At 66.5% G+C, this 26,714-nt stretch carries 28 protein-coding genes; 20 read left to right on the top strand and 8 right to left on the bottom strand.

Annotated features, from left to right (window positions below; all coding sequences use genetic code 11):
* The 5 genes from ACQZF9_RS05710 to flgA all read right to left on the bottom strand — a co-directional run bounded on the left by ACQZF9_RS05710 (position 1) and on the right by flgA (position 3,332).
* Positions 1-726 (bottom strand): MotA/TolQ/ExbB proton channel family protein, encoded by a 726-nt coding sequence (locus ACQZF9_RS05710; RefSeq protein WP_428312289.1) that lies wholly within the window; start codon positions 724-726, stop codon positions 1-3.
* 74 nt (positions 727-800) lie between these two features.
* Complete coding sequence (locus ACQZF9_RS05715; protein WP_428312290.1) at positions 801-1,421, bottom strand: energy transducer TonB; 621 nt, start codon at positions 1,419-1,421, stop codon at positions 801-803.
* A 312-nt stretch (positions 1,422-1,733) separates the two neighbouring features.
* Positions 1,734-2,162: a hypothetical protein gene (locus tag ACQZF9_RS05720; protein WP_428312291.1), complete on the bottom strand. Its 429-nt coding sequence runs from the start codon at positions 2,160-2,162 to the stop codon at positions 1,734-1,736.
* Between the two features lie 5 nt (positions 2,163-2,167).
* Entirely contained in the window at positions 2,168-2,491 is a 324-nt protein-coding gene (gene flgM / locus ACQZF9_RS05725) for a flagellar biosynthesis anti-sigma factor FlgM (RefSeq protein ID WP_428312292.1), read from the bottom strand.
* Positions 2,492-2,639: 148 nt separating this feature from the next.
* Positions 2,640-3,332, bottom strand: a complete 693-nt coding sequence (gene flgA / locus ACQZF9_RS05730) for a flagellar basal body P-ring formation chaperone FlgA (protein ID WP_428312293.1) — start codon at positions 3,330-3,332, stop codon at positions 2,640-2,642.
* Between the two features lie 136 nt (positions 3,333-3,468).
* Here flgA and ACQZF9_RS05735 point away from each other — a divergent pair, with 136 nt between their 5' ends.
* From ACQZF9_RS05735 to flgL, 12 genes are all read left to right on the top strand, one after another.
* A complete protein-coding gene (locus ACQZF9_RS05735) occupies positions 3,469-4,398 on the top strand; it encodes a chemotaxis protein CheV (protein ID WP_428312294.1) in 930 nt (309 codons plus the stop codon).
* 152 nt (positions 4,399-4,550) lie between these two features.
* A complete protein-coding gene (gene flgB, locus ACQZF9_RS05740; protein WP_428312295.1) occupies positions 4,551-4,967 on the top strand; it encodes a flagellar basal body rod protein FlgB in 417 nt (138 codons plus the stop codon).
* A gap of 14 nt (positions 4,968-4,981) precedes the next feature.
* The gene (flgC, locus tag ACQZF9_RS05745; RefSeq protein WP_428312296.1) at positions 4,982-5,389 is read left to right on the top strand and encodes a flagellar basal body rod protein FlgC; all 408 of its coding nucleotides are present in this window, start codon (positions 4,982-4,984) and stop codon (positions 5,387-5,389) included.
* Positions 5,390-5,392: 3 nt separating this feature from the next.
* Positions 5,393-6,067 carry a flagellar hook assembly protein FlgD gene (locus ACQZF9_RS05750; RefSeq protein ID WP_428312297.1) on the top strand — a complete coding sequence of 225 codons (675 nt, stop codon included), beginning with the start codon at positions 5,393-5,395 and terminating at the stop codon, positions 6,065-6,067.
* Positions 6,068-6,127: 60 nt separating this feature from the next.
* Complete coding sequence (gene flgE / locus ACQZF9_RS05755; RefSeq protein ID WP_428312298.1) at positions 6,128-7,345, top strand: flagellar hook protein FlgE; 1,218 nt, start codon at positions 6,128-6,130, stop codon at positions 7,343-7,345.
* 12 nt (positions 7,346-7,357) lie between these two features.
* Positions 7,358-8,104, top strand: coding sequence for a flagellar basal body rod protein FlgF (locus ACQZF9_RS05760; RefSeq protein ID WP_428312299.1), 747 nt, complete (start codon positions 7,358-7,360; stop codon positions 8,102-8,104).
* A 524-nt stretch (positions 8,105-8,628) separates the two neighbouring features.
* Complete coding sequence (flgG, locus tag ACQZF9_RS05765; protein ID WP_428312300.1) at positions 8,629-9,414, top strand: flagellar basal-body rod protein FlgG; 786 nt, start codon at positions 8,629-8,631, stop codon at positions 9,412-9,414.
* Positions 9,411-10,082: a flagellar basal body L-ring protein FlgH gene (gene flgH, locus ACQZF9_RS05770; protein ID WP_428312301.1), complete on the top strand. Its 672-nt coding sequence runs from the start codon at positions 9,411-9,413 to the stop codon at positions 10,080-10,082. The genes flgG and flgH overlap by 4 nt, the downstream gene beginning before the upstream one ends.
* Positions 10,083-10,087: 5 nt before the next feature.
* Entirely contained in the window at positions 10,088-11,194 is a 1,107-nt protein-coding gene (locus tag ACQZF9_RS05775) for a flagellar basal body P-ring protein FlgI (protein ID WP_428312302.1), read from the top strand.
* A 152-nt stretch (positions 11,195-11,346) separates the two neighbouring features.
* On the top strand, positions 11,347-12,270 hold the full coding sequence (gene flgJ, locus ACQZF9_RS05780; protein ID WP_428312303.1) for a flagellar assembly peptidoglycan hydrolase FlgJ: 924 nt from the start codon (positions 11,347-11,349) through the stop codon (positions 12,268-12,270).
* A 32-nt stretch (positions 12,271-12,302) separates the two neighbouring features.
* Positions 12,303-14,189, top strand: coding sequence for a flagellar hook-associated protein FlgK (flgK, locus tag ACQZF9_RS05785; protein WP_428312304.1), 1,887 nt, complete (start codon positions 12,303-12,305; stop codon positions 14,187-14,189).
* Positions 14,190-14,227: 38 nt separating this feature from the next.
* On the top strand, positions 14,228-15,427 hold the full coding sequence (gene flgL, locus ACQZF9_RS05790; protein ID WP_428312305.1) for a flagellar hook-associated protein FlgL: 1,200 nt from the start codon (positions 14,228-14,230) through the stop codon (positions 15,425-15,427).
* A 4-nt stretch (positions 15,428-15,431) separates the two neighbouring features.
* Here flgL and ACQZF9_RS05795 read toward each other — a convergent pair whose 3' ends face one another.
* Positions 15,432-15,812: a helix-turn-helix transcriptional regulator gene (locus ACQZF9_RS05795; RefSeq protein WP_428312306.1), complete on the bottom strand. Its 381-nt coding sequence runs from the start codon at positions 15,810-15,812 to the stop codon at positions 15,432-15,434.
* The gene (locus ACQZF9_RS05800; RefSeq protein ID WP_428312307.1) at positions 15,809-15,970 is read right to left on the bottom strand and encodes a hypothetical protein; all 162 of its coding nucleotides are present in this window, start codon (positions 15,968-15,970) and stop codon (positions 15,809-15,811) included. Before ACQZF9_RS05800 ends, ACQZF9_RS05795 begins: the two co-directional genes overlap by 4 nt.
* 159 nt (positions 15,971-16,129) lie before the next feature.
* Between ACQZF9_RS05800 and ACQZF9_RS05805 the strand changes: the two genes are divergently transcribed.
* From ACQZF9_RS05805 to ACQZF9_RS05820, 4 genes are all read left to right on the top strand, one after another.
* Positions 16,130-18,427 carry a TonB-dependent receptor gene (locus ACQZF9_RS05805; protein WP_428312308.1) on the top strand — a complete coding sequence of 766 codons (2,298 nt, stop codon included), beginning with the start codon at positions 16,130-16,132 and terminating at the stop codon, positions 18,425-18,427.
* 179 nt (positions 18,428-18,606) lie between these two features.
* Positions 18,607-18,870, top strand: coding sequence for a hypothetical protein (locus ACQZF9_RS05810; RefSeq protein WP_428312309.1), 264 nt, complete (start codon positions 18,607-18,609; stop codon positions 18,868-18,870).
* The gene (locus ACQZF9_RS05815) at positions 18,867-19,142 is read left to right on the top strand and encodes a hypothetical protein (RefSeq protein ID WP_428312310.1); all 276 of its coding nucleotides are present in this window, start codon (positions 18,867-18,869) and stop codon (positions 19,140-19,142) included. Before ACQZF9_RS05810 ends, ACQZF9_RS05815 begins: the two co-directional genes overlap by 4 nt.
* Positions 19,139-20,728: a PepSY-associated TM helix domain-containing protein gene (locus tag ACQZF9_RS05820; RefSeq protein WP_428312311.1), complete on the top strand. Its 1,590-nt coding sequence runs from the start codon at positions 19,139-19,141 to the stop codon at positions 20,726-20,728. The genes ACQZF9_RS05815 and ACQZF9_RS05820 overlap by 4 nt, the downstream gene beginning before the upstream one ends.
* Positions 20,729-20,826: 98 nt before the next feature.
* On the opposite strand, the gene ACQZF9_RS05825 is transcribed toward ACQZF9_RS05820, so the two are convergent.
* Positions 20,827-22,803 carry an alpha/beta fold hydrolase gene (locus ACQZF9_RS05825; RefSeq protein WP_428312312.1) on the bottom strand — a complete coding sequence of 659 codons (1,977 nt, stop codon included), beginning with the start codon at positions 22,801-22,803 and terminating at the stop codon, positions 20,827-20,829.
* A gap of 144 nt (positions 22,804-22,947) precedes the next feature.
* Here ACQZF9_RS05825 and ACQZF9_RS05830 point away from each other — a divergent pair, with 144 nt between their 5' ends.
* From ACQZF9_RS05830 to ACQZF9_RS05845, 4 genes are all read left to right on the top strand, one after another.
* Positions 22,948-23,259, top strand: a complete 312-nt coding sequence (locus tag ACQZF9_RS05830; RefSeq protein WP_428312313.1) for a hypothetical protein — start codon at positions 22,948-22,950, stop codon at positions 23,257-23,259.
* Between the two features lie 4 nt (positions 23,260-23,263).
* A complete protein-coding gene (locus tag ACQZF9_RS05835; RefSeq protein ID WP_428312314.1) occupies positions 23,264-24,868 on the top strand; it encodes a PepSY-associated TM helix domain-containing protein in 1,605 nt (534 codons plus the stop codon).
* Complete coding sequence (locus ACQZF9_RS05840; protein ID WP_428312315.1) at positions 24,865-25,161, top strand: hypothetical protein; 297 nt, start codon at positions 24,865-24,867, stop codon at positions 25,159-25,161. Before ACQZF9_RS05835 ends, ACQZF9_RS05840 begins: the two co-directional genes overlap by 4 nt.
* 381 nt (positions 25,162-25,542) lie before the next feature.
* Positions 25,543-26,691: a flagellin gene (locus ACQZF9_RS05845; RefSeq protein WP_428312316.1), complete on the top strand. Its 1,149-nt coding sequence runs from the start codon at positions 25,543-25,545 to the stop codon at positions 26,689-26,691.
* Positions 26,692-26,714 lie beyond the last annotated feature (23 nt).

Genomic DNA, 26,714 nt, shown 5'->3' on the forward strand with positions numbered 1-26,714 from the left:
TCAGGCTCCCTTGTTGACGGAGCGCACCGGCGGCGCGGCGGTCGCGAACTGCGTGCCGGTGGTCAGGAACGCGTAGAGATCGTGCGCGAAGGTATCCAGGCGCGCCAGTACCACGCGGTTGCTGCGCACCAGGAAGTTGTAGCCGAGCACCGCCGGAATCGCGACCGCCAGACCGACCGCGGTCATGATCAGCGACTCGCCGACCGGGCCGGCGACCTTGTCCAGCGAGCCGCTGCCGGACAGGCCGATCGCGACCAGCGCGTGATAGATGCCCCAGACCGTGCCGAACAGGCCCACGAACGGCGCGGTGGAACCCACCGAAGCCAGGATCGTCAGGCCGTTTTCGACTTTCGCGGTTTCCTCGTCGATCACTTTGCGGATCGTCCGCGTCAGGAATTCCGGGCCGCTGCCGGCGTCTTCCAGGCGGCTGGCGCCGAAGCGCGCGTGATGCTCGCGCGCAAAGATCGCGTGATGCGCCAGGTGCGAGAACGGCTCTTCCGGATGCTCACGCACGACGCGCTCCTGTACTTCGATCAGGTCTTTCGCGTTCCAGAAAAAGTTCAGGAACTCGGCGCTGCGGCGGCGCTCGATCGCATTGCGGATGCTCTTGCTGACGATCAGGTACCAGCTCGCGATCGACATGATCAGCAGGACCGCGAGCAGGAACTTGGCGACCACGTCCGCCTGTCCGATGAAGTGACCGATGCCCAGACTCTGCGTTTCCATGTGTATGCGATTCCCTGAAAAGTGAAGCGAGAAAGTGAGGCGAAAAAATCAGCGGTGAAAAGCCACGTCGCGTATCAGGCGTTCTTCTTCAGCGAAAACACCATCGGAACCATCGCCACGCCGTCGACCGGCGTATCGCCGCGTTTGGATGGCACGAATTTCCATTTGCGTACCGCGCGCAGCGCCGCGTCGTCGAGCCGCTGGTAACCGCTGGACTGCGCCACTTCCACCGTCAGCGCCTCGCCTGCCGCACTGACATGCACGCGCAGTACCACCGTGCCTTCCTCGTGCAGTTTCTTCGACATGGCCGGGAAGCTGGGCTGCGGGTTGCTGAGGTAGGCCATGTCGAAACGCGGCGGCTCCGGCTGGCCGGGCGGTGCCGGCTCGGCGGCTTCGGCGTAGGCCTGCACCGGCGCGGCCGGCTCGGGATCGGGCTGGTCGACCGGCGGCGGTGCGACGATCGCGTCGGCTACCGGCGTGGTCCTGGTGCTGGCGATCACCGGCTTGGGTTTGGGCTTGAGCACCGGTTCGGGCGGCGGTGGCGCCGGCGGGACCGGCTCCGGCGGCTTCACCGGCTCCGCCGGCGTCAGGAAGCTGACCGACATTACCTGCGGCTCGGGCGGCTGGGCCGCCTCTTGGGCAAACACCAACAACACGCCGAAAGCAGCCGCATGCGCCGCGATCACGCTGATCATGGAAGCGGCCTTCAATGGCCTGTAGGAGACGGGCCCAGCAGCAGCAACGGAGGCCATGGTGGCGGAGCGCCATTTGGTAATTGCGAATGATTCGCAGTATAGGTGCTGCGATCCGCTGCATCAATGCGAGCAGCGCGGTTTGTTTGCGCTGGGGTTTTACCGGCGCGCCGCGGAGCTTGGCGATGCGACGGATCGTGCGGCCTTGGAACAGATCGCATGCACCCCTCTCCTACCGGGAGAGGGGCAGGGGTGAGGGTGCTCGGGATACAAGGCAGTTTGAGCCTGAAAGGCCCTCAACCGGCTCTTTGCGCCTCAGCAGCTCGCGAGCGTGCGCACTTCCGCGCGCAGCGGCGTGGCGCCCTGGCGGCCGTAGCCGTCGCTGGCGAGGCCCAGTCCGGCACTGCCGGACTGGCGGCGCGCGGCCTGCAAATTCATCAGCACGCCGTTGGCGCGGTTCTGTTCCTGGCAGCGATCGAGCAGGTCGAGCAGCTCGTTGGCCGGGATATGCGCCGGCCACGGCCGCTGGCGCAACTGGATCAGCAGCGCCTGCAGGCTCAGCAGTCCGGCGGATTTCTCCTGGCTCAGATGCTTCACCGCCGCCACGTCGCCGCCGCGCAGCGCCTTGTGCTCGGCATCGAGCAGGCTGACCATGCCGCGCAGGCTCAGCAGCGAGCGCTCGATCAGGTTTAGCAGCAGCGCCGCACCTGCGTCGCTGCCGTTGCCGCCGGATAGGGTGTTCATCGCGATCAGCCCAGCAGGGCGTCGCTGGTGACCAGGCGTTCGGCGATGCGCTCGGGGTTGATCTGATATTGGCCGTCGGCGATCCGCTGGCGCACCTCGGCGACTTTCTTGGCGTCGAACGAAGTCGTGCCGGACAGCGACTTTTCCAGGCTCTGCATTTTCATGGCGTCACCGGTGATCTCCACGGTGTCGTCGCCGCGGCCGTTGCTGCGCGTACCGGCACCGGTTTCCACCGACACATAGGCGCTCTTGGCGGCCAGCTTGCTGGTGCTCAGCGGCGAGGGGGACGGCGGCAGGCTGGTCGGGGTCGAGTCGATCTTCGTGCTCATGACCTTGGGTCTCAATCGGACGGGCGGTTGCCCTGTTGAATCCGGTATCGGCAGCTTGGCGTCAAACTTTAGACGCGACTTTCAGTCTTTTTTTGCGGGCGCAGCAACGGGAAGCCGTCATCCGGCTTACGCACGCCGCCGGGGGCCTTTAGAGCGCGACTTCGACGGTGCCGTCGGCCGCGACCTGGCCCTGGACCACGCGATGCGAGCTGCTGTTCTCCACCGTCAGGCGTTCGCCGAGGCCGCCGTTGGCCAGTGCCTTGCCCTGGCTGCGCACCTCGAAGCCGCCACTGCGACTGACCAGGGTTACCAGGTCGCCGCGGCGGACCACCGCGGCGCGCGTCATGCCGGGCGGCGTCAGCACGGCGCCGGCGGCCAGCGGCCGGCTCAGCATCTGGCCGACGGCCAGTGACATATCGGCCAGATAACCCTGGGCTAAAGCCGAGGTATCGCGTTTTTCCATGCGCAGATCGGCGGCGGCGAGCTGGCTGCCGGCCGGCAGGTTGCGCGCGGCGACGACGACGTCCACGACGCTGGCGACTTTTACCGGCACATACACGGTCCAGGCCTGCGGCGCGGTGCAGGTGACGGCGACGGTCCAGCGCTGGCCGCCGCCGACGGCGTTGCTGGTGGCGGTCAGCGGCACCGCGCAGGCCGGCAGGCGCATGCGCGCGTCGATCGCGTCGGCGTTGACCTGGGCGCCGGCCGGAGCCTGTGCCTGCACGTAGCTTTCGGCGGCGCGTCGCAGGCTGTCCACCGCCTGAGCATCGTCGGCGAAGACCGCGGCATAGGGCAGGGCGAGCAGCGCGATCACCAGCAGGGTGTGAAGTTTGAAAGACATGGCAGCGTCCTGGTCAGACACGGGATTGCAGGGCTCAGGGGCAAGCGCCGTGCCTGGTACAAGGCGATAAAGGATTGCCGGCCTACAGTTGCCGCGATTCGGGCCGATAAGCAGTCGACATCACCGAGCGCACACCATGGCGAGTTTGCTTGAACGCATCGAGGCCCAGACCCAGCTGGCCGGTTTCAACCGGCTGGCGCTGCTGCTGTTCCGTCTCGACGAGCGCCAGATTTTTGGCATCAACGTGCTCAAGGTCGTGGCGGTGCAGAAGTGCCCCTCGCTGACGCATATGCCGAGCGCTCATCCCTTCGTCGCCGGCGTCGCCGAGATCCGCGGCCAGGTGGTGCCGGTGATCGATATGTGGAGGGCGCTGGACCGCCACGGCGACGACAGTGCCGGCCATATCATCGTCTCCGAATTCAACCGCAGCACCCAGGCCTTCCTGGTGCGCTCGGTGGACCGCATCATCCATGTCGACGTCGAGAACGTGTTGCCGCCGCCGGAGGTCGAGAACGGCCCGAACTATCTGACCGCGATCACGCTGGTGCATCAGCAGTCGATTGAAATCATTGACGTCGAACGCATCCTCGCGGAGATCGTCGGCGACGCCCAGGGGGTTGCCGAAACCACCGTCGACGATGCCGCGGTGAAGCGCGCGCTGGCCGGCCGCAAGGTGCTGGTCGCCGACGACTCGCGGGTGGCGCGCGGCCACATCCAGCGCGTGCTCGACCAGATCGGCGTGCCGGCGATCATGCTCAACGACGGCCGCCAGGCGCTGAACTACCTGCAGCAGCTGGCGGCCACGCCCGGCGCACTGGAGAAAGAGCTGCTGATGCTGATCTCGGACGTGGAAATGCCGGATATGGACGGCTACCGGCTGACGACGGAAATCCGGCGCGACCCGCGCCTGGCCGGCCTGCACGTGCTGCTGCATTCCTCGCTGTCGGGCATCTTCAACCAGTCGATGATCAAGCGAGTCGGCGCGGATCGCTTCATCGCCAAGCTCAATGCGGACGAGCTGGCACGTGCGGTGCTGGATCGGCTGGACCTGCAGAAAGCCGCTTGAAATTCTGATGTTGCAGGAGCGGACCCTGTCCGCGACTCAGGCTCCACCGGCAGTCGCGGACAGGGTCCGCTCCTACAGTGGGGCGACAGGAATCACCCGCTGGCACACCGCTTGGAGGTACGGCTCGTTAGCCCACGACCCGGACCCTTTCGATGGCACTCGATCCTCTCTTTGGCCTGCATGCCGACGCCCTGGCGGTGCAGCGCAAGCGCATGGACGTGCTCGCCGGCAATCTGGCCAACAGCGACACCCCGAACTTCAAGGCGCGCGACATCGACTTCGCCGCGACCCTGCAGCAGGCGCTCGGCAGCAACGACAGCAGCGCCGACGGCGCACTGGCGATGTCCGCGAGCAGCCGTGGCCATTCACTCGCCACCGGTGATGTCGGCGGCGATTCGATTCCCGGCCTGGTGTGGCGCGTGCCGACGCAGAACAGCGTCGACGGCAACACCGTGGATGCGCAGATCGAGCAGTCCAAGTTCGCCGACGCCGCGCTGCATTACCAGGCCAGCCTGAACTTCGTCGACGGCCGCGTGAAAAGCATGATGACCGCGATCACCGGCCAGTAAGGAGCGCAAGAAAAATGTCTTCCTTCCGCATCTTCGATATCGCCGGCTCGGCGATGTCGGCGCAATCGACACGACTCAATACCGTCGCCAGCAACCTGGCCAATGCCGACAGCGTCGTCGGCGATCCGAGCAAGGCCTACCGCGCGCACATGCCGGTGTTCGAGGCCTCCGCCGATGCCGGCGGCACCGATATGCCCGGCGTCAAAGTCACCGACGTGCTGCAAAGCAACGCCGAGCCCGAGAAACGTTACGAACCCGGCCATCCGCTGGCCGACGCCGACGGCTATGTCTACGCGCCGAAGATCAACGTGGTCGAGCAGATGGTCGACATGATCTCCGCATCGCGTGCCTATCAGAGCAATGTCGAGATGATGAACACCGCCAAGGATCTGACGATCCGCACGCTGTCACTGGGACGTTAAAACATGACCACCGCCGTTTCCAATACCACCAGCGACAGCATCTACGCCGCGCTGGGCATGAGCAACTCCACCACCGAGACGACCAAGAAAAAGACGCTGGGCCAGGACGATTTCCTGAAGCTGATGACGGTGCAGATCCAGAATCAGGATCCGATGAAGCCGATGGAAAACACCGAGTTTTTCAGCCAGATCGCGCAGTTTTCCACGGTCTCCGGCATCGAGAAGCTGCAAGGCTCCTTCAGCGATCTGGCGACACAGCTCAGCTCCGCGCAGTCGCTGCAGGCTTCGACGCTGATCGGCCACGACGTGCTGGTGCCGAGCAGCGTCGGCGTGCTCTACGGCACCGGCATGAGCGGCGCGGTCGACGTGCCCTCCAGCGGCGACGTACGCCTGGAGATTCGCGACGGCAGCGGCGTGCTGGTGCGCACGCTGGACCTCGGCACGCAGCCCGCCGGCCAGCTTTCGTTCAACTGGGACGGCACCGATTCCGACGGCGGCGCGCTGGATCAGGGCATGTACAAGATTTCGGCGACGGTCGGCAGCGGCAGCACCACGACCGCGGCGGCAACCTACGCGCTGGATCGCGTCAACAGCGTGTCGATGAGCAGCAGCGGGCTCAACGTCGAGATGCTCAATCTCGGCGAAGTCGCGTTCAGCGACGTCAGCCGCATCCAGTAAGTCTCTTTCTCATTCCTCGTCAATGCGGCGCATCAACGGCGCCGCGCAACGGAGTCCACCATGTCCTTCAATGTCGCGCTGTCCGGCCTCAACGCCGCCACCACCGAGCTGGCCACGCTGTCCAACAACATCGCCAACTCGAACACCGTCGGCTTCAAAAGCTCGCGCACCGAGTTCGGCGATTTCTATCGGCTGTCGTCATATGACCTGTCGGCTTCCAACAGCGGCTCGGGCGTCAAGGTCGACCGCATCGCGCAGCAGTTTTCGCAGGGCACGATCAACAACACCGGCAATGCGCTGGATCTGGCGATCAGCGGCGACGGCTTCTTCACGATGAGCGACAACGGCACGCGCGTCTACACCCGCGCCGGCGCGTTTTCGACCGATCGCAACGGCTACGTCGGCAACACCGCGGGCGCGCGCCTGCAGGTGTATCCGCCGACCGGCACCGGCACCTTCAACACCGCCTCGGCGGTGGACCTGCACATCTCCGGCAGCACCAATCCGCCGGCCGCGACCAAGAACGTGACCGCGTCGGTGAACCTGCCGGCCAGCGCCAGCGTGCCGGCGACGACGCCGTTTTCGGCCAGCGACGCCAGCAGCTACAACAAGACCACGTCGACCACGGTCTACGACTCGCTGGGCACGCCGCATACCGCGTCGCTGTACTACGCCAAGACCGCCGACACCGGCGTCTGGGACGTGCACACGACGATCGATGGCACTGAAGTCGGCACCGGCACGCAGCTGAGCTTCGACAGCGCCGGCGTGTTGACCACGCCCGCCGACGGCAAGCTCGCGCTCGACGCGTTCAATGTGGGCAATGGCGCCAGCGCGCTGTCGCTGACGCTCGACGTCGCCAACAGCTCGCAGTACGGCGACAGTTTCACGATCGGCACCTTGAACCAGGACGGCTACGCCGCGGGCGAACTCAGCGGCCTGACCATCACCGACGCCGGCGTCGTGCAGGCGCGCTACACCAACGGCCAGCTGACGCCGCTGGGCCAGATCGTGATGACGATCTTTCCGGATCAGCAGGGCCTGCAGCAGCTTGGCTCCAGCACCTGGGCGGAAACCTTCGCCTCCGGCCAACCGATTTCCGGCGTCGCCGGCGGCGCCAACTTCGGCAACGTGCAGTCCGGCGCACTCGAGGCCAGCAACGTCGACTTGACCGAGCAGCTGGTCAGCATGATGACCACGCAGCGCAACTACCAGGCGAACTCGCAGGTGATTTCAACCACCGACGAGCTGCTGCAGACCATCATGAATCTGAAGTAATAGAGCCCGACCATGGATCGCGCCCTCTACGTCGGCATGACCGGCGCCACGCAGACGATGCAGGCGCAGGCGGTCAACAGCCACAATCTCGCCAATGCCAACACGCTGGGCTTCAAGGCGCAGCTGGTCGAGGCCGAGGCGGTGACGGTGCGCGGCGACGGCCTGAAGACACGCGTCAACGTGCGCAGCACCGATGGCGGCTGGAATTCGTCCGCCGGCACGCTGCAGCAGACCGGCCGCGATCTCGACATCGCGCTGTCCGGCAGCAACAACTGGCTGGCGGTGCAGAGCGCCGATGGCAGCGAGGCATATACGCGTCGCGGCGATCTGCAGATCGACAGCCTCGGCCGGCTGTTGACCGGCAGCGGCGAAGCGGTGATGGGCGAGGGCGGGCCGCTGTCGATCCCGCCGGCGAGCGCGATGAGCATCGCCAGCGACGGCACGATCTCGATCGTTCCGGCCGGCCAGAGCGCGGCGACGCAGGCCGTCGTCGGACGCCTGAAGGTGGTCAGTGCGCAGCCCTCGCAACTGACGCGCGGCGCCGATGGCCTGATGCGTTCTTCGCCTGGCGTGCGGCTCGATAGCGCGCCTGGCGCGGTGGTGACTTCGGGCGCGCTGGAGAGCTCGAACGTGAACCTGGCGGAGAGCATGGTCAACATGATTTCGCTGGCACGGCAGTTCGAGTTGCAGAGCAAGTTGATGAAGACGGCGGATGAAAATGCGCAGGCGTCCAGCTCGTTGATGAAGATGAGCGGGTGATAGAGGGTGTCGTTGCACGCTGAAAGGTTTGGCCTGTCCGGCCGAGAGCTACTTTCTTTGCTCCTGCAAAGAAGGTAACCAAAAGAAAGGACAATTTAGTCCCCCGCGGCGCGCGACTTTTTCCGCGACGCTTCTCAGGGGAACCCGAAAGTCAAAAGCGAAGCGCTCGGGCTGTAGGAGCGGACCCTGTCCGCGACTCACACTCCAACGGCACAGTCGCGGACAGGGTCCGCTCCTACAGGTCCGGTTACTTCGCTGTACCGGGCGCCCTCGAAAGTCGCCGACCCCGAGCACGCCCTCACGATCGGGCACCGGCGCAGCCGGCGACTTTCCAGGGCGAGCTTTCTTTGGCCGCGCCTGCTAAGCGTGCAAACACGGAATGACGATCGCAATTGAGCGGCGGCCAAAAAAATAAACCCCTAAAGCCGCGCGCCGAAAACCCGTCACAACCCCGCTCGCAGCCCCTGGCCCACGGCTTGTATAGAAGCTTCCAAACGCCAACCCTCCGGCGTCGGAGCAACACAATGAATTCAGCACTGTGGGTCGCCAAGACCGGTCTCGATGCGCAGCAGACGCGCATGGCCGTGGTCTCCAACAATCTCGCCAACGTCAACACCACCGCGTTCAAGCGCGGCCGTGCCGACTTTCAGGATCTGCTGTACCAGAACGTGCAGACCGCCGGCGCGCAGACCAGCACGCAGACGCAGTCGCCGTCCGGTCTCGCCATCGGCACCGGCGTGCGCATCGGCGCGACGGAGAAGCTGTTCACGCAGGGCAACATGTCGCTGACCAACAACTCGATGGACGTCGCGATCAACGGCCGCGGCTTCTTCCAGGTGCTGCAGCCCGACGGCACGATGGCATATACGCGCGACGGCGCCTTCCAGCCGGACAGCCAGGGCAACATCGTCACCAGCAAGGGTTATCCGGTGCAGCCGGGCCTGCAGGTTCCGGCGGGCTCGCAAGGGCTGTCGATTTCCGCCGACGGCATCGTCTCGGTGACGCTGGCCGGCCAGACCACGCCGCAGCAGATCGGCACCTTGACCATCGCCGACTTCATCAATCCCGCCGGCCTGCAGGCGCGCGGCGAAAACCTCTACTCCGAAACCGCGGCCAGCGGCTCGCCGCAAACCGGCTCGCCGGGTCTCAACGGCCTGGGCTCGCTGGTGCAGGGTTCGCTGGAAGCCTCGAACGTCAACGTCGTCGAGGAGATGGTCAACATGATCGAGACGCAGCGCGCCTACGAGATGAACTCGAAAGCGATCTCGACCACCGACCAGATGCTGCAGTTCATCACCCAGAATCTGTGATCGCGATGAGCGCTCTCATTCGCAAGCTGGTGCTGTTGTCCTCGGCCGCGCTGCTCGGCGCCTGCTCGGTGCCGGGCATCATGCAAAAAAAATCCGACGACACCGCGATCATCACGCCGGTGCCGCAGGCGATTCCGCAGGCCGGTGCGATCTATGCCGAAGGCGGCAGCATCAGCCTGTTCGAGGACAACCGCGCGCGCAACGTCGGCGACCTGCTGACCGTGGTGCTGGTGGAAAGCACGCAGGCGAAGAAATCCGCGGCGACCTCGACCAGCAAGAAGCAGGACACCAGCCTCGGCGACATCAGCGCCTTCGGCAAGAAGCTCACCTATGGCGTGGGTTTCTCCGGTGATCGCAGCTTCGACGGCAAGGGCGACACCAGCCAGAGCAACTCGCTGTCGGGCAGCGTCACCGTCACCGTCGTGCAGCGCTTTGCCAACGGCAATCTGCTGGTGCGCGGCGAAAAGCTGCTGGAGCTCAACCAGGGCTCCGAAGTGGTCAAGCTCGAAGGCATCGTGCGCTCCGCCGACATCAGCACCAGCAACAGCATCACCTCGGACCGCGTCGGCAATGCGCGCGTCAGCTACGCCGGCCGCGGCGCGCTGGCCGATTCCAACGCCCAGGGCTGGGTGTCGCGCTTCTTCAATTCTCCGTGGATGCCGTTCTGATCGACATGAAAACTTTTCTGATCGGTATCACTGTCGCGGTTTCGCTGGCCTGCGCCGCGCCGGCCCGCGCCGAACGCGTCAAGGACCTGGCGTCGGTGCAGGGCGTGCGCACCAATGCGTTGGTCGGTTACGGCCTGGTCGTCGGTCTCGACGGCAGCGGCGACCAGACCACGCAGGCGCCGTTCACGGTGCAGAGCCTGAAGAGCATGCTGATGCAGCTCGGCGTCACCGTGCCGGCCAACGTCAATCCGCAGTTGAAGAATGTCGCCGCGGTCGCGATTCATGCCGAGCTGCCGCCGTTCGCAAAGCCCGGGCAGATGATCGACATCACCGTCGCCTCGATCGGCAACTCCGGTTCGCTGCGCGGCGGCTCGCTGCTGATGGCGCCGCTGAAGGGCGCCGACGGCCAGGTCTATGCGATCGCGCAGGGCAACGTCATCGTCGGCGGCCTCGGCGTGTCCGGCAAGGACGGTTCGCGGGTCAGCGTCAACGTGCCCAGCGCCGGCCGCATTCCCGGCGGCGCGTCGGTCGAACGCACCGTTCCGAACGGTTTCGACGCCGGCGGCGATCTGCTGCTGAATCTGCACACCGCGGATTTCACCACGGCAACGCGCCTGGCGCAGGGCATCAATGCCGCGCTGCAGTCACCAGTGGCGCATGCGGTGGACTCGGTCACCGTCGCGGTGCAGGCGCCGCAGGATCCGAATCAGCGCGTGATGTTCATGTCCGAGCTCGAGAGCATCGACGTGACGCCGGGCGACGCGCCGGCGCGCGTGATCATCAACTCGCGCACCGGCACCGTCGTCATCAGCAGCAAGGTCGAGGTGATGCCGGCCGCGGTCGCGCATGGCAGCCTGTCGGTGACGATCACCGAGCGGCCGCAGGTCAGCCAGCCGCTGCCGTTCTCCAAGGGCGACACCGTGGTCACGCCGCAGTCGTCGATCGAAGTCACGCAGAGCGGCGGCCAGATGTTCAAGTTCCCGGCCGGCGTCAACCTCGACGACATCGTCCGCGCGGTCAACCAGATCGGCGCCTCGCCGGGTGATCTGGTCGCGATTCTGGAAGCGCTGAAACAGGCCGGTGCGCTGCGCGCCGAGCTGGTGGTGATCTGAGTCGTGGCCACGAAGCTCGCCACCAAAGCCCGTTCCTCCCGAGTAGCCGCTTGCGGCGTATCGAGGGACGCAACGACAGCGATGCGTCCCTCGATACGCCCACTGCGTGGTCTACTCGGGAGGAACGGGCTGCGTTTCCGGGTTCAACAGCCATGAACAACAGCTCGTCCATCCTCTCGGGCCAGCAGCTCAACGCGCTCGACCTCGGTCAGCTGCAGAGCCTGCGCAACGGCGTGCACGCGGACGAGGCCGGCGCGATCCGCAAGAGCGCGCAGCAGTTCGAGGCGCTGTTCACGCAGATGATGCTGAAGAGCATGCGCGATGCGCTGCCGGGCGATAGCGGCCTCGGCGAGCAGGGTGATTTCTATCAGGGCATGTACGACCAGCAGCTGTCGCTGAGCCTGTCCAGCGGCAAGGGCATGGGCCTGGCGGATCTGCTGGTGCAGCAGCTGACGCAGGCAAAGTCGGCGGCGGCGCCAGCTGCTGCCAACGCCGGTGCAGCGGCCTCGCAATATCAGAGTGTCGCCGCGAAAGCCGACGTGCAGGCGAGCGCACCAAGCGGTGCGGGCGAAGCCTGGCCGCCGACCGATGCGCAGGATTTCATCGACAAGATCCGTCCGCATGCCGAGCGTGCAGCACAGGCGCTGGGCGTGCCGGCGCGCGCGATCATGGCGCAGGCCGCGCTGGAGACTGGTTGGGGCAAGCACGTGTCGCGCGACAGCGACGGCGGCAGCAGCTTCAACCTGTTCGGCATCAAGGCCAACAAGAGCTGGAGCGGCGATCGCGTGCAGACCGCGACGCAGGAATACAGCAACGGCGCGTTCGCTGCCGAGCGCGCCTCGTTCCGGTCCTACGACTCGCTTGGCGATGCTTTCGACGACTACGTGAGCTTTCTGAAGGACAACCCGCGCTACTTGAATGCGCTGCGCGCCGACAGCGTGCAGGGCTTCGCACAGGGCTTGCAGAAGGCCGGATATGCAACCGACCCGGGCTACGCCGGCAAGATCGTCGACGTCGCCAACAGCTCCAACATGAGCGCCGCGCTGGATTCGGCGCGCAATCGCATCAGCGTCTAGCAAGGCTTGGGAAAAAGGGCTTAGGAACGGATATGGCAGACCTACTCGGCATCGGCAGCAGCGCACTCCTGGCGTACCGCTCGGCGCTGAACGTGGTCGGCCAGAACGTGGCCAACGCCAACACCGCCGGTTACAGCCGTCAGCGCATCGATCTGACCGCGCGCACCTTGTCCGGCGGCGGCATCGTGACCGGTTCGGGCGTGCAGGTACATTCGGTGCAGCGGCTCAGCGACCAGTTCGTGCTCGGCCGCCTGGTCGGCCAGGACAGCAGCCTGGCGCGCATCAGCACGTTCTCGGCGCAGGCGGCGAGCGTCGACGGCTGGCTGTCCGGCACCAACACCGGGCTGTCGTCGTCGCTGCAGAATTTCTTCGATTCGGTGAACAGCCTCGGTTCCAGCTCGTCTTCTTCGGCGGCGCGCCAGGTGGTGCTCAGTGGTGCGTCCGCGCTGGCGTCACGCTTCAACGAACTGCAGAGCAATTTCAACGCGAGCGACAGCGATATCGACGCGCGTCTCGCAGACTCGGTCAGCCAGATCAACGTGCTGTCCAAACAGGTCGCGCAGTTGAACGAGCGCATCGCGCAGGCCACCGCGGCCAACGCCGGCGCCGCGCCGAACGATCTGATGGACCAGCGCGACACCACGCTGCGCGCGCTGGCGAACCAGGTCGGCATCAGCACCACGACCGCGGAAGACGGCTCGATCAACGTCACGCTCGGCAGCGGCCAGGCGCTGGTGCTGGGCTCGCGGGCGAGCAGCCTGACGCTTGCCGCCGACACTTACGGCCGGCCACGCGAACTGCTGCTGGACAGCGGCGGCGCGCCGGTCACGGTGACCTCGCAGGTTTCCGGCGGCACGATCGGCGGCCTGCTGGATTTCCGTCGCGAAGTGCTGGACCCGGCGATGAACCAGCTCGGCACGATCGCCGCCGCCTTGTCCAGCTCGATCAACGCGCAGCATGCCGAAGGCATGGATCAATACGGCCAGATGGGCGGCAACCTGTTCACGGTGCCGACACCGACGACGACGCCGTCGCGCAATAACACCGGCACGGCGACGCTGAGCGCGAGCATCGGCGATGTCGGCGCGCTGAGTTCGCAGGACTACACGCTGAGCTTCGACGGCAGCAGCTGGAAGATGAACGACGCGGTCACCGGCGCCTCCATCGCGATGAGCGGCAGCGGCACCGCCAGCGATCCGCTGGTGGCCAACGGCGTCAAGCTGGTGCTCGGCGGTACGGCGCAGGCTGGCGATAAATTTCTGGTGCAGCCGACACGCAATGCGGCCGCGCAGATCAAGCTGGCGATCAGCGATCCGGCGCGCATCGCCGCCGCCAGCCCGCTGCGCACCAGCGCCGGCACCGGCAACAGCGGCCTGTCCAGCCTGGGCGCGATCGATATCACGGATGCGAGCAACGCCAACCTGCTGCAGACGACGACGATCGCGTTCACGTCCGCCACCGAATACACGATCAACGGCAGCGGCAGCTATACGCTGCCGGCCGACGGCAAGATTGCGATCAATGGCTGGAGCACCACGGTCGGCGGCGTGCCGGCGGCCGGTGACAGTTTCACGCTGAGCCAGAACGACGGTGCCTCCGGCGACAACAGCAATGCTCTGGCGCTGGCCGCGGTCGCCAACCAGGGCCTGCTCGCCGGGGGCCGCAACACCTTGTCCGCGGCCAACAGCGCGCTGGTGTCCTCGGTCGGCAGCCAGGCTTCGCAGGCGAGCACGCAGCTCGATGCGCAGAACGCGCTGAGCACGCAGACCCAGGCCGAGCGCGACTCGGTGGCCGGCGTCAATCTGGACGAGGAAGCGGCGGACCTGATCCGCTTCCAGCAGGCCTACCAGGCCGCCGCGCAGATCGTGTCGGCGGCCAACACCTTGTTCGACTCGCTGCTGTCGGCCGTGCGCGGCTGATCGCAGCGACAAAGAAGCAGCAATAGCGGAGAGCGACGATGAGCTTGCGAGTGACCACGGCGGGGCTGTTCCAACAGGGCGTTGCGTCGATGCAGACGCAGAGCCAGGCGCTGGCCAAGATCCAGGCGCAGATGGCGACCAACATGCGCTACACGCGCGCCGGCGAAGATCCGGTGGCGGCAGCGCGCGCGCTCAATGTCGACAAGGCGCTGGCCGATGCGGCGCAGTGGAAGAGCAACATCGGCAGCGCGCAGGATCATCTGAATCTGGAGGAAGGGGCGCTGTCCGGCGCCACCGACGCGCTGGCCAAGATTCGCGAACTCGCGGTGCAGGCCAACAGCGGCACCATCAACGACAGCGACCGCAAGTCGATCGCCCAGGAAATGGGCGAGCGGCTCAAGGAGCTGATGTCGCAGGCCAATGCCCGCGACGGCCAGGGCGGCTACATATTCTCCGGCAGCCGCTCGCAGTCCCAGCCTTTTTCGAAAATCGGCGGCGGCTTCAGCTACCAGGGCGACACGATGGTGTCGCAGCTGGCGATCGGCTCCAATCGCAATATCGCGATGAGCGACGCCGGCAACGACGTCTTCATGAGCATCGGCTCCGGTGACGGCAGGCTCGCGGTCGCCGCCAGCGCCGGCAACCAGGGCGCGGCCACCGTGCAGACGCTGGGCTTCAACGACTCCTCGCAATGGGACGGCGGCAGTTATCGCATCAGTTTCAGCGGCGGCAACTACAGCGTTCTCGACGCCGACAGCAACGTCGTCAGCAGCGGCGCCTACAGCGATCAGCAGTCGATCCAGTTCCGCGGCGCCGCGATCACGCTGACCGGCACGCCGTCCGACGGCGACAGCTTCACGGTCGGCCCCAGCCAGCAGCAGGACGTGTTCACCACGGTGCAGAACCTGATCAACGTGGTCTCGGCCTACGGCCGCACCAGCGCGCAAACCGCGCAGGACCAGACCACGATGTACAACGCGCTGCAGTCGCTGGACACCGCGATCAACCACATCACCGACGTTCGCGGCGGCGTCGGCGCGCGTCTCAACGTACTCGACGACGCCACCAGCCAACTCGAAGCGCGCACGGTACAGCTGAAGGAAACCCTGTCCGGCCTGCGCGAAATCGACTACACCGAAAGCGCCGCGCAGTTGTCGCAGACGACGACCACCCTCCAGGCGGCACAGCAGAGCTATTTGAAGATCCAGAACCTGAGTTTGTTCGACTACCTGCGCTGAGCTTTCAGCCGGCGTTGCGCGGCCGCGCATTCCAGCGGCGGAAATCGCTGAGAAACAGCCGCTCGGTGTGGTAGCCGACCCTAGGCGCGATCTCGGCGATGGTGCAGCCGGTTCCGATCAGGCGCTCGGCTTCCTGCATGCGGCAGCGCATGAGCAGGTCGCGCGGCGATTCGCCGTACAGCGCGCTGAATTCGCGCTCCAGCCGGATCGGCGGCAGACCGACGTGGCGGGCGATGCGCGTGACCGTCAGCGGCCGCGTGTACTGGAGATCGATCCAGCGACGCGCGTCGACGATTCTCGGCCGGCTGCTTTCGGCGCTGCCGGCGATCGCGTCGTCGTGCCCGGCATCGGCTGCGGTGTCGTCGGCGCCTTCGGCTGCCCTCATGCCTTGTGGATCGCGTAGGCGCTGAATGCGCTGCGTGAGGCGTCGGCTTTGTGCCGTCGCGATTCGCGCGGCCGGCCGCCGGTCAGCGCGGTCAGCAGCAGCGCGATCAGCAGGCAACCGAGCAGATCGGCGAGGAGAAACCAGACCAGTTCATTCATGACGACAACCCTCCTGTGGGCGGTGGCTTGCGTCAGGGCTGGCCGTTGCTGAGCTTGTGATCGTAGATGCGATTACTTATCATTTGCAAATAAACATCGGCCCAGCCAATCGCCAGCGGCCGGCTTGCAGCATTCATTCGACGGGGGGCGACACTGGGGATGGGCAACCGGGAGCGCGTGCGCGCCACTTTTCTGGAACACGGACGGCGCGTGATGCGTGTCGCGGCAGCCGCGGCGCTGGTTTTGGCCGCATTTGCGGTGCGGGCGGTTGAAGTCAACAACAGCGCCGATCCGACTTACCCGCAGACCATCGCCTCCGGCGACACGCCGGCCGACGTCAGCCAGCCGCAACGCGCCGGCGACGCGGTGGAGCTGGAGGAGATCGTCGTGCTCGGCGAGAAGCTGGGCCGCTCGCTGGCCGAGACCAGCAGCAGCGTCGGCATTGCCACGCGCGCGGCGATCGAAGAGAGCAGCGACGCCGATCTGCACGACGTCGCCGCGCGCTTCGGCAACGTCGTCAGCGCCAACAGCGATCGCGAGATCTCGATTCGCGGCGTGCCGCAGAGCGGTGTCGGCGGCGACGGCGACACGATCAGCGTGTATGTGGACGGCGTCGCGCTGCCGAGCCGCGCAGCCTCCTTCGGCGGCCCGCTGTCGCTGTGGGACGCCGAGCAGGTGGAAGTGCTGCGCGGCGCGCAGTCGACCAACCAGGGCCGCAACAGTCTCGCCGGCTCGCTGGTGATGCGCACGCGCGAGCCCACCGACTACTGGGACGCGAAGGCGCGCGCCGGCCTGATGTCGCGCGACGGTCACGACTACGCGCTGGCCGTTGGAGGGCCGGTCGGCGAGGACCTGAGCTTTCGCCTGTCCTGGCAGGACCGCTACGACAATGGCGACATCCGCAACGTCACGCGCAACGAGGACGATGCCGGTCGCGAGGCGACGCGCAACGCGCGCGCCAAGATCGCGTTCAAGCCGACTTACCTGCCGGGCTACAGCGCGCTGCTGAGCGTCGCCGGTTCCGACAACGAATTCGGCGACGTGCTCGATGAAGTCTCGGGCGGAGAGCGCACGCAGAGCAGCAACGAGCGTTACAACGAGGACGCCAATACACGCACTTATGGCCTCGAACAGGCGCTGGCGCTGGGCGATCACTGGACCGTCGAGGCGATCACCGGCTATGTCGACAGCAAGTCGCAGGTCGCCAGCGATTACGACCGCACCGAAGCCGACGGCGGCATGACCACGTTCGACATCAGGGACGACGTGTTCAGCCAGGAGCTGCGCGCGCGCTTCAGGTACGACCGCGTGCAGGCGGTGATCGGTGCCTACTACAGCGACGATGACAAGCACGAACTCGACACCGGCAGCGACATCCCCGTTGCCGGTGGCGCGGCGCGGCTCGACGGACTGGTGACCACGGATTTCGTCGCGAGGACCAGCGCGCTGTTCATCGAAAGCGACTGGGATTTTGCCGAGCGCTGGAAGCTGACGCTGGGCCTGCGCCTGAATCACGAGCAGAACACGCGGCGCGTACTGGAGGAAGTGAACCTGGCGCTGGCGGCGCCGATTCCGGGCTTCGATCTGCCGCTCGGTGTGCCGCTGCCCGACGCGGTCACCGACGCGCTGTCGATGGCACTGCCGGATTACGTGCCGCCGGATTACGACGAAGGCGGCCGGCGCGCCTTCACCGATCTGCTGCCGAAAGCCGGCCTGAGCTGGAAAGTCGGCGACAATGCCACGCTGGCGCTGACCTACCAGGAAGGCTATCGATCCGGCGGTACCAGCATCAGCTACTTCGGCGGCGAAGTCAGCGAATACGATCCGGAATACACGCGCACCATCGAGCTGGCCGCGCGCACGCGCTGGTTCGAGGACAGGCTCAGCCTCAACGCCAACGCGTTCTACACGCGCTGGCGCGACCAGCAGGTGACGCTCGGCGATACCAGCAGCTTCTACACCACCACGGCCAATGCCGGCCGCTCGCACCTGTTCGGCGGCGAGCTGGAAACCGCGCTGGCGTTGCCGTGGAATTTCGAGTTCTTCGCCAGCCTCGGCCTGCTGAAAACCGAGTTCGACGAGTTCGACAACCAGGGCAGCAGCTACGCCGGCAACGAGTTCCCGCAGGCACCGGCGCAGACTGCCGGCGTCGGTTTGACGCTGAAGCGCTGGCACGCGCTCAGCGGCCAGATCAGCATGAACTACATCGGCGAATACTTCAGCGACCCGAACAATCTCGACAGCACCCACGTTCCGGCGCGCGCGCTGCTCAATGCCAAGCTCGGCTACCGCTTGCCCTGGGGTTTCACCTTGACTGCGTTCGGCCGCAACCTGACCAACAACACCAACGTCCAGGGCCGCTTCGACGTCACCCGCGGCGACGAAACGCGCACCGCCAAGCGTTACGGCGAGCCGCGCAGCTTCGGCGCGTTGATGGAGTGGGAGTTGCCGCGCTGAGTTTTTATTTGTGTTCGCTTGTGTCCCTCGATACGCCCGCGCTTCGGGCTACTCGGGAGGACCGGTTTTTTGTTGTCGACGATTTCAACCAAACTCCGTTCGTCCCGAGTAGCGCCGATGGCGCGTATCGAGGGATCTGACCGAAACCGGGCCGACGTGTTCACTCCGATGATTCCCCCATGATCCTGCTCTGCACCGTCACCAGCCTGCTTGCCTCGATGGCCTGCTACGCCGCCTCACCGAACCAGAAGTTGTGGCGCCACGTGGTCTCGCCGAAAGCCTTGCTGCGCGCTGGTCTTGCGCTGCAACTGCTGGCGCTGATCGCGTGGACCGCCGCGCTGGGCACCGCGTCCGGCATCTTCACCGCCCTGTCGCTGGCGATGTTCGGATTCGTGCTGCTGCCTTACCTGGCGGCGCTACGCTGGCGCGGAGCCGGGCGATGATTTGGGGGCAGACCACGGCCGGCGTGCTGCTCGGGCTGAGCCTGTCGACTGGCATCGGCGGCCTGTATGCGTTGCTGGCGCCGCCCTCATTCGATGCCGCGCTGATCACCGGCGTGCTGCTGGTGATGCCGCTGTGGATCGCGATCATGCTGCTGAGTTTTCGCATCCGCAGCGGAGTGCGTGCGTGGATGCTGCTCGGTCTTGCGAATCTGGCCTGCTACGGCCTGTTATGGGTGCTGCGCATGACCGGCATCGCGGTGCTGCCGGCATGATCGCCCTGGGCTCGAAGACACTGAAGCTCTACACCCTGGTGCACACCTGGTCGGGCCTGCTCGCCGGCTTCGCGCTGTTCATCGCGTTCTACGCCGGCGCGATCACGATGTTTCACGACGAGCTGCAGCAGTGGGCCGATCCGGGCCTGCGTCATGTCGGCGCGGCATCGGTCGAGCAGGCGCAGCAGCTGCTCGACGACGTGGTCACGCGCTATCCGGCGAGCCGCGGCAACCTTACCTTGATGCTGCAGGGCGAGGAGACCGCGCGCAGTTACGCCTGGTGGTTCGAGACAGTCGATGGCCGCTCCAGCTTCCGCAACCTGACTGCGCCCGGCGCGGCCTCGTTCGACGGCGAGCACCAGGCGCGCACCGGCCTGCCGGACCTGATCTACCGGCTGCACTACACGCTCGGCCTGCCGGCGACGTTCGGCCTGTACCTGATGGGTTTCATTTGCGTGATCTACGGCCTCGCGCTGATCTCGGGCCTGATCATCCATCTGCCGCAGTTGTTCGGCGACCTGTTCTCGCTGCGCATCGGCAAAAACCTGAAGCGGCTGTGGCAGGACGCGCACAACGTCATCGGTGTGCTGTCGCTACCGTTCCATCTGATGTACGCGTTCACCGGTGCGCTGCTGTGCATCGCGCTGCTGTTCTTCGCCGCTTTCAACTTCCTGGTGTTCGACGGCAAGGGCGAGGCGGCGATGCGCCGCGTCACCGCCTTCAGCATTCCGCGCGAATCCGCGAATCAGCCGGCGACGATGTTGCCGGTGTCGGCTTTGCTGGCGCGTGCCGATGCGGCCGTGCCGGGGCTGCAAGCGACGCGGCTGCGGCTGGAGCGCTACGGCGACAGCAGCGCGCTGGCGATCGTGCAGGGCAGGGCGCCCGGCGCTTTCATCGCCGACGTGATGGTGTTCATGGACGCCGGCAGCGGCCGCATCGTCAAGCTGCGCAAGCCCGGCGAACGCGAGCCTTACTGGGCGGCCGAGGGCGGCCTGACGGCGTTTCATTACGGCCAGTACGGCGGCGCGGTATTGAAGTTCGTCTACTTCGGGCTGGGTCTGGCCGGCAGCTTCCTGTTCTACAGCGGCAACCTGCTGTGGCTGGAATCGCGGCGCAAACGCCGGCAGCCGCAGCAGCCACGACATCATCGTGTGCTGGCCAGGTTTGCAGTCGGCCTGCCGCTGGGCTGCGTGCTCGGCATCGCGCTCGCCGCCGTGGTGACGCTGTCGTTGCCGGAGTCGCTGGCGGATCACGTGTCGTGGGAGTGGCGTGCGTACTACGCCGGATTTTTTGGCGCCTTGTTGTGGGCGCTGGCGCGTCCGCCGATTCGAGCTGCCATTGAACTGTTGTGGGCTTGTGCGATCGCGATGATCGCCTTGCCGGTGATCGATGCGCTGATCACCGGCGATCACCTGCTGCGCAGCGCGCTGCAACGGCAGTGGCCGGTGTTCGGAACCGATCTGGTCGCGCTGCTGATGGGGCTGGGTTTCGCTGCGATGGCGCGGGCGGCGCAGCGGCGTGCGCGCGATGGTGAACCGAACAGTGTGTGGGCTTTGCCGACGAAGACCGCGATCACCGAACTGTAGGGGCGGATCCTATCCGCGACCGCGGCCTGCAACAGTCGAGTCGCGGATAGGATCCGCTCCTACAGCTGAGGTGATCGCCGCGTTTGCAGGAGCGGGCACTACGGCGCCGGCAGGGTCGCGACCACTTTCTTGCCGTCGAGCTTGCCGCTGACGCTGGCGATCGCGCCGGGCAGCGCGTCGTTCCAGCTGATCTGCAGCGTGCCGTTGGCTAGCGTGACCGCGGCGGTGACCAGGCCGCTGCTGCGGTTCCAGTCGATGCTGCCGTCGACCGGCAGGTCGGATGTCCATTGATAGGCGGCGAGTTCGAAGTGATAAACGCTGTTTGACGAGCTGAAGCGGTAGCTGCCGCCACGCAGCCCGACGCCGCTGCCGTCGTAGTTCACCCACCAGCGGTTCATCGCATCGCCGACGCTCTGTACGGCCGCCGCAGCCTGGCGCAGTGCCGTCTCGCCGGCCTTGTTGCCTTCGCCGGCTTTCGGCACCGCGACCTCGGCGACGCTGCGCGCGAACGCCGGCGTGGTGCGCACTTCGACGATCTTGCTCGCGCACGTCGTGTCGCCCGGCGACAGCGTCTTGACGAAGCGACGCACCAGTTCCGAGGCGCAGTCGTCGAGATCGCCGAGCGCGGTGACGTGAAAGCTGTTGGCGACGATCACCTGCTGCGCGTTGTCGAACTGCGCGGCGGCCGCGGCGCCGCTGGGCGGCGCGGTCACGGTGTCGAGTTCGCCGGACAGCACCAGCGTCGGTGCGGCGGTGAACGTCGCATCGGCCGGCACCGGCATGCCGGGCGGATGCGCGGCCGACGGAATCGGCCAGTTCAGGCACAGGTCGAGCAGGCTGTAATCCAGCGGCATGCCGGCGTATTCGTCTATCGTGAACGGCGCGTACAGGTCGGGATTCGCGGCGTTTTTCTTCGCCACCGCCTTGTCGCGCTGAGTCGCGCGCTTGGCCGGTGTCGCGGTCATGTCGTAGATCTGCGGATAGTCGCTGCAGCTCACCGCCACATACAGGCCGGTGCTCAGCGAGCGCGTCTGTTTGTCGACCACCGCGGGGTAATAGTCGCCGTTGGTCTCGGCGATGATGCGCAGCAGCGGCGCGCTGTCGCCGTTGTCCAGATAGGCGCGCGCGGCGGCATCGAGTTCGCGATAGATGATCTTGGAAAAGCCGGCGGTGAACATCGAAAACGCCAGCGTGCTCGGCGTGGCGCTGACATTGATCAGCGTGCCGTTGCCGTCCGGCGCCATGCCGCTGAGCGGCGCGGCGCGCAGGCTGGCGGCGAGCTGCGTCAGCCGCTGCAGCGACGAGCCGGGCAGGTCGCGGCACGCCGCGGCGCGCTGGCAGACGGTGTCGAAGGCGTAGCGCACCGTCGCCGCATTCGCCGGATACCAGGGCGACAGGCCGGTGACTTCGTAGGCGCCATCCAAAGTCAGCGAGCGCAGCCGGTCCGGATGGCGCGCGGCGAAAGTCTGGCTGAAATAGGTGCCGTAGCTGTCGCCGTAGAGATCGACCTTGCCGGTCTGCAGCGCGTCCAGCACCGCGGCCAGATCGTCGGCGGCCAGGCCCTTGCCGTACAGATCACTGCTGTCGCCCAGCGCGGCGCCGCATTCGATGATCGCCTGCTGCGTGATCGGGTACTCGACCTGCAGCCGCTTGCAGTCGATCGCGGCGGATTTGCCGGTGCCGCGGTTGTCGACCATCAGCAGCGCGCGCCGGTCCATCAGCGGCTGGAACAGCTCCAGGTAATAGCTGCGGCTGGCGGTGGTGGAATAACCCGGCCCGCCTTCAGTGGCGACGATGGTGCCCAGCGAGGGCTTGGCGGTGTTGCTGCGCGGGTGGTATTCGAAGGCGATCGCAATCGTGCCGGGCACTTCGCCGGCCGGGTCGATGGCCCGGTCCAGCGTGCCGCACCAGGCGCTGCCGCCGACGCAGGGCTGCAACGTCAGCGTGCCGACCTTGAGGGTCTTGGCCGCCGTGGCGGCTTCGGCCTGGGCCGGGGCGAGCAGGGCAAGGCCCGCTGTCAACGCCAGCCAGACCGCAGCGGCGATGCCGCGCCGCGTGATTCGCATCGTGCTCATTTCCTGATCTCCCCAAAAGCCGGCCGCAATGCCCGTCCTGCGACGCCGAATCTGCAGCGGATTTCGCGCCAGTTTTTGGTAACAGCGCGTGCGCAAGCCGGCCAGATCGATGATAATAAGAATACTTCGCATCTGAGTGACGCCATGTCCGCAGCCTCCATCCCCGCTACGGCGACGGCCCCGAGCAGGCCACGGCTGTGGCCGCGCGTGCTGCTGGCCGGGCCGCTGGCCTTCATCGCCGCCGGCCTGATCATGGGCGGCGGCGCGCTGTGGCTGCCCGAGGGTGCCGCCAGGATCGACAACCTGGTGCTGCCGATCGTCGCGTTCCCGGCGATCTGGGCGGTGGTGTTTTTCTACGCCTGTCTCGACCGCCGCATCGGCCGCGCCTACGTCGTCGTGCTGGCCGCGGCGCTGATCAATGCCGCGCTGATCGCGGCGCATCTTCTCGGGAGCTGAAGCGATGATCCGTCTGCCACAGCAGGAAACCAGGACCCTGCTGGCGATCCACGGCTGGTCCGGCGTGTTGCTCGGCATGTTGCTGTACGCGGTGATCGTCACTGGCGTCGCCTCGGTGTTCGCCGATGAAATCGCCGACTGGTCCAGCCCGCTGCCGCAGCGGCCGGCCGAGCGTTTCCCGGCGAACACCGGCGCGCTGCTCAAGGGCGTCGCCGACACCGTGCCGGCGGAATTCCAGGAAGGCATGTTCGCGTATCCGCGTGCCGGCGGCCGGCTCTACGCGTTCTTTCATCGCGACGAGAAGGACGCCGACGGCAAGCCGATCATCCGCGGCGTGCAGGTCGACATCGATCCGCTCACCGGCCAGACGATCCACCGCGTCGAAGGCACAGGCGAGGAAGTCGAGGACCGCGACTACGTCAACTCGCTGGCGCATTTCTTCATCGAAATGCATGTGCGCCTGCACGTGCCGGACCCATGGGGCCTGCTGCTGACCGGCGCGCTCGGCCTGGCGATGATGGTCGCCGCGGTCACCGGCTTCATGATCCACCGGCACCTGATCAAGGAGCTGTTCACCTTGCGTCGGCACAAGGAAAAACTGCTGTCGATGCGCGACGTCCACGTCGTCGCCGGCACCTGGAACCTGCCGTTCGCTTTCATCCTCGCGTTCACCGGCAGCTTCTACAGCTTCAGCAGCTCGATCGGCATTCCGGTGATGGCGATGATTGCGTTCGGCGGCGACCAGGACAAGGCGATCGAAGCCGTCGTCGGCAATCCGCCGGCCAGCGATGCGACGCCGGCCGCCGTCGGCGACATCGACGCGATGCTGGCCGATGCGCAGCGTCGTGCCGGCGCCGAAGTCTCGTTCATCTCGATGGAACACTGGGGCCGCGCCGACGCGCACATGAGCGTGTTCATGGAGCCGGCCGAAGGCCGTCTGCTGGGCACCAGCTACACCTACAACGGCACCACCGGCGCCTGGCTCAGCGAAAAGCCGACGTTGGGCAAAGTGCCTTCGGCCGGCGGCAGCTTGTCGGCGCTGATGGCACCGCTGCACTTCGGCAACTTCGCCGGCGTGCTGTCCAAGGGCGTGTGGTTCGCGCTGGGTTTTGCCGGCGCCTACGTGACCTTCACCGGCATGCTGCTGTGGACGCAGCGGCGTATCGACCAGCGCCTGTGGCGCGGTTTCGGCCGCGCCGTGGCCTGGGTCGGCTACGGCCTGCCGCTGTCGCTGATCGCGGTCGGCTACGCCTATTTTCCGCTGCGCAGCGCCGGCGGCGACATCAACGGCGCGATGATGAACCTGTTCCTGGCGCTGGCCGCGGTCATCGGCGTGCTGGCGATCGTGTTGAATCCGCCGCTGCTGCGCCGCGTGCTGCTGGCCTCGACCGGCGTCGCGCTCGCCGGACTGCCGCTGCTGCGCTGGTGGAGCGGCGGCCCGTCGTGGACGCAGGCACTGGCGACCGGCTACGACGGCGTGATCTCGATCGACCTCGCGCTGCTGCTGTCCGGCTCGTTGTGCCTGTGGGCGCTGCGGCGCAAGCCGGCGGCCAGCACTTCGCCGCGCGGCTTGCGCGCATCCGGCCGCGCCGAGGCGACGCGGGCATGAGCACGATGATCGCCGCGCTGGCGGCGCTGCTGCCGAGCCTGCTGCTGCTGTCGCTGATCGCGCTGCGCGATCCCAAGCGCTTGCGCAGCCTGCCGCGCGGGCCGGGCCATGACAGCCGCCGCGCGGCAGCGTGGACGCGCAAGCAGCGCCGCAACGCCACGCTGATCGCCTTGCTGCCGGCGCCGCTGCTGATCGCCTCCGGTGCCTGGCCGGCGCTGCTGATCTGGCTGGGCGCGCTGCTGACCGTGGCCTGGCTGTGGGTCAATTGCCTGGCGCCGCCGGCACGCGACTGACGCGGCTCATTGCTGGTTTTCCCAACCGGTCGTCATGGCCGGTTTTTTTTGCCTGCCGGCAACCACACGACAAAGCTCCGTTCGTCCCGAGTAGCGCCGAAGGCGCGTATCGAGGGAGCCGACCGCAGTGCGATCCCTCGATATGCCGCGAGCGGCTACTCGCGGGACGAACGGGTTTTTTACTCAAGGCCCTTCACGTTCCCGCCGCGTCGCCGATACCCCCTTCGAGAGCGCTGGCTGGTCCTGATTAAAGTTTTCCCAGGACGATCCGTTAACTCCATTAGCAGCGGCGAGCCACACCATTCCAGGGCGAAGCCGAAGCATCCCAGCAGGATGTTCGATCGCCACGCCGGGAACCCACTAACTCAAGGAGTCACAGTCATGGCACAAACCATCAACACCAACGTGGCGTCGCTCAATGCACAGCGCAACGTCAACAACTCGCAGTCGGCACTGAACATGGCGATGCAGCGCCTGTCCTCGGGCCTGCGCATCAACAGCGCCAAGGACGACGCCGCGGGCCTGGCGATCAGCCAGCGCTTCACCTCGCAGATCAAGGGTCTGAACCAGGCCTCGCGCAATGCCAACGACGGCATCTCGCTGGCGCAGACCGCTGAAGGCGCGCTGGTGGAAGTCACCAACAACCTGCAGCGTATCCGCGAACTGGCCGTGCAGAGCTCCAACGCCACCAACTCGCAGAGCGACCGCGACGCGCTGCAGACCGAAGTCACCAGCCTCAAGTCGGAAGTCGAGCGCGTTGCCAACACCACGGCCTTCAACGGCGTCAAGGTGCTGGACGGCAGCTTCAACGGCGCGGTGTTCCAGGTCGGCGCCAACGCCGGCGAAACGATCACCGTCAGCAGCATCGCCGACGCCAACCTGGCCGCTCTGAGCAGCGTCAGCACCGCGTCCACGCAGTCTTCGGCTGTTGCCGCCCTGACCAGCACCGCCGCTGCCGCGGGTTCGCTGACCATCAATGGCACCGACATCGGCGCACTGGCCGCTGCAGGCACCTCGGCCGAGCGTGGCGCTCAGCTGGTCAACGCGATCAACAACGTCTCCACCACCACCGGCGTCAACGCCTACATCGACAGCACGACCAACAAGATCACGCTGACCTCGGAGTCGACGATCACTGTCGGCGGCACCGACGACGGCACGCTGACCGGCTTCGACGGCGCCACCGGCGTCACCGCCACCGCGACCAACACCACCGGCCTGACCACGCTCGACGTGTCCAGCTACGCCGGTTCGCAGCTGGCGATCAAGCAGATCGACAGCGCGCTGGGCCAGGTCAACACCGCTCGTGCCAGCCTCGGCGCGGTGCAGAACCGGTTCAGCTCGGTGGTCTCGTCGGTTGACACCACGGCGGAGAACCTGTCGGCCTCACGCAGCCGCATCCAGGACACGGACTTCGCGCAGGAAACCGCGAACCTGAGCCGCGCCCAGGTGCTGCAGCAGGCTGGTATCTCGATGCTGTCGCAGGCCAACAGCTCGGCCCAGGGTGTGCTGAAGCTGCTGCAGGGCTAAGGTCGAACGACACGACGGCGACG

It is taken from the genome of Hydrocarboniphaga sp. (assembly GCF_965279055.1).
Taxonomy (GTDB): Bacteria; Pseudomonadota; Gammaproteobacteria; order Nevskiales; family Nevskiaceae; genus Hydrocarboniphaga.

Coding starts and splice junctions, on each gene's coding strand:
- flgK (WP_428312304.1), top strand. CDS start 12,303: ATGGCAGACCTACTCGGCATCGGCAGCAGCGCACTCCTGGCGTACCGC.
- ACQZF9_RS05835 (WP_428312314.1), top strand. CDS start 23,264: ATGATCCGTCTGCCACAGCAGGAAACCAGGACCCTGCTGGCGATCCAC.
- ACQZF9_RS05845 (WP_428312316.1), top strand. CDS start 25,543: ATGGCACAAACCATCAACACCAACGTGGCGTCGCTCAATGCACAGCGC.
- ACQZF9_RS05840 (WP_428312315.1), top strand. CDS start 24,865: ATGAGCACGATGATCGCCGCGCTGGCGGCGCTGCTGCCGAGCCTGCTG.
- ACQZF9_RS05810 (WP_428312309.1), top strand. CDS start 18,607: ATGATCCTGCTCTGCACCGTCACCAGCCTGCTTGCCTCGATGGCCTGC.
- ACQZF9_RS05775 (WP_428312302.1), top strand. CDS start 10,088: ATGAAAACTTTTCTGATCGGTATCACTGTCGCGGTTTCGCTGGCCTGC.
- flgB (WP_428312295.1), top strand. CDS start 4,551: ATGGCACTCGATCCTCTCTTTGGCCTGCATGCCGACGCCCTGGCGGTG.
- ACQZF9_RS05805 (WP_428312308.1), top strand. CDS start 16,130: ATGGGCAACCGGGAGCGCGTGCGCGCCACTTTTCTGGAACACGGACGG.
- ACQZF9_RS05825 (WP_428312312.1), bottom strand. CDS start 22,803: ATGAGCACGATGCGAATCACGCGGCGCGGCATCGCCGCTGCGGTCTGG.
- flgM (WP_428312292.1), bottom strand. CDS start 2,491: ATGAGCACGAAGATCGACTCGACCCCGACCAGCCTGCCGCCGTCCCCC.
- ACQZF9_RS05795 (WP_428312306.1), bottom strand. CDS start 15,812: ATGAGGGCAGCCGAAGGCGCCGACGACACCGCAGCCGATGCCGGGCAC.
- ACQZF9_RS05815 (WP_428312310.1), top strand. CDS start 18,867: ATGATTTGGGGGCAGACCACGGCCGGCGTGCTGCTCGGGCTGAGCCTG.
- ACQZF9_RS05820 (WP_428312311.1), top strand. CDS start 19,139: ATGATCGCCCTGGGCTCGAAGACACTGAAGCTCTACACCCTGGTGCAC.
- flgJ (WP_428312303.1), top strand. CDS start 11,347: ATGAACAACAGCTCGTCCATCCTCTCGGGCCAGCAGCTCAACGCGCTC.
- ACQZF9_RS05735 (WP_428312294.1), top strand. CDS start 3,469: ATGGCGAGTTTGCTTGAACGCATCGAGGCCCAGACCCAGCTGGCCGGT.
- ACQZF9_RS05800 (WP_428312307.1), bottom strand. CDS start 15,970: ATGAATGAACTGGTCTGGTTTCTCCTCGCCGATCTGCTCGGTTGCCTG.
- flgE (WP_428312298.1), top strand. CDS start 6,128: ATGTCCTTCAATGTCGCGCTGTCCGGCCTCAACGCCGCCACCACCGAG.
- ACQZF9_RS05710 (WP_428312289.1), bottom strand. CDS start 726: ATGGAAACGCAGAGTCTGGGCATCGGTCACTTCATCGGACAGGCGGAC.
- ACQZF9_RS05720 (WP_428312291.1), bottom strand. CDS start 2,162: ATGAACACCCTATCCGGCGGCAACGGCAGCGACGCAGGTGCGGCGCTG.
- flgA (WP_428312293.1), bottom strand. CDS start 3,332: ATGTCTTTCAAACTTCACACCCTGCTGGTGATCGCGCTGCTCGCCCTG.
- ACQZF9_RS05760 (WP_428312299.1), top strand. CDS start 7,358: ATGGATCGCGCCCTCTACGTCGGCATGACCGGCGCCACGCAGACGATG.
- flgL (WP_428312305.1), top strand. CDS start 14,228: ATGAGCTTGCGAGTGACCACGGCGGGGCTGTTCCAACAGGGCGTTGCG.
- flgC (WP_428312296.1), top strand. CDS start 4,982: ATGTCTTCCTTCCGCATCTTCGATATCGCCGGCTCGGCGATGTCGGCG.
- ACQZF9_RS05830 (WP_428312313.1), top strand. CDS start 22,948: ATGTCCGCAGCCTCCATCCCCGCTACGGCGACGGCCCCGAGCAGGCCA.
- flgG (WP_428312300.1), top strand. CDS start 8,629: ATGAATTCAGCACTGTGGGTCGCCAAGACCGGTCTCGATGCGCAGCAG.
- ACQZF9_RS05750 (WP_428312297.1), top strand. CDS start 5,393: ATGACCACCGCCGTTTCCAATACCACCAGCGACAGCATCTACGCCGCG.
- ACQZF9_RS05715 (WP_428312290.1), bottom strand. CDS start 1,421: ATGATCAGCGTGATCGCGGCGCATGCGGCTGCTTTCGGCGTGTTGTTG.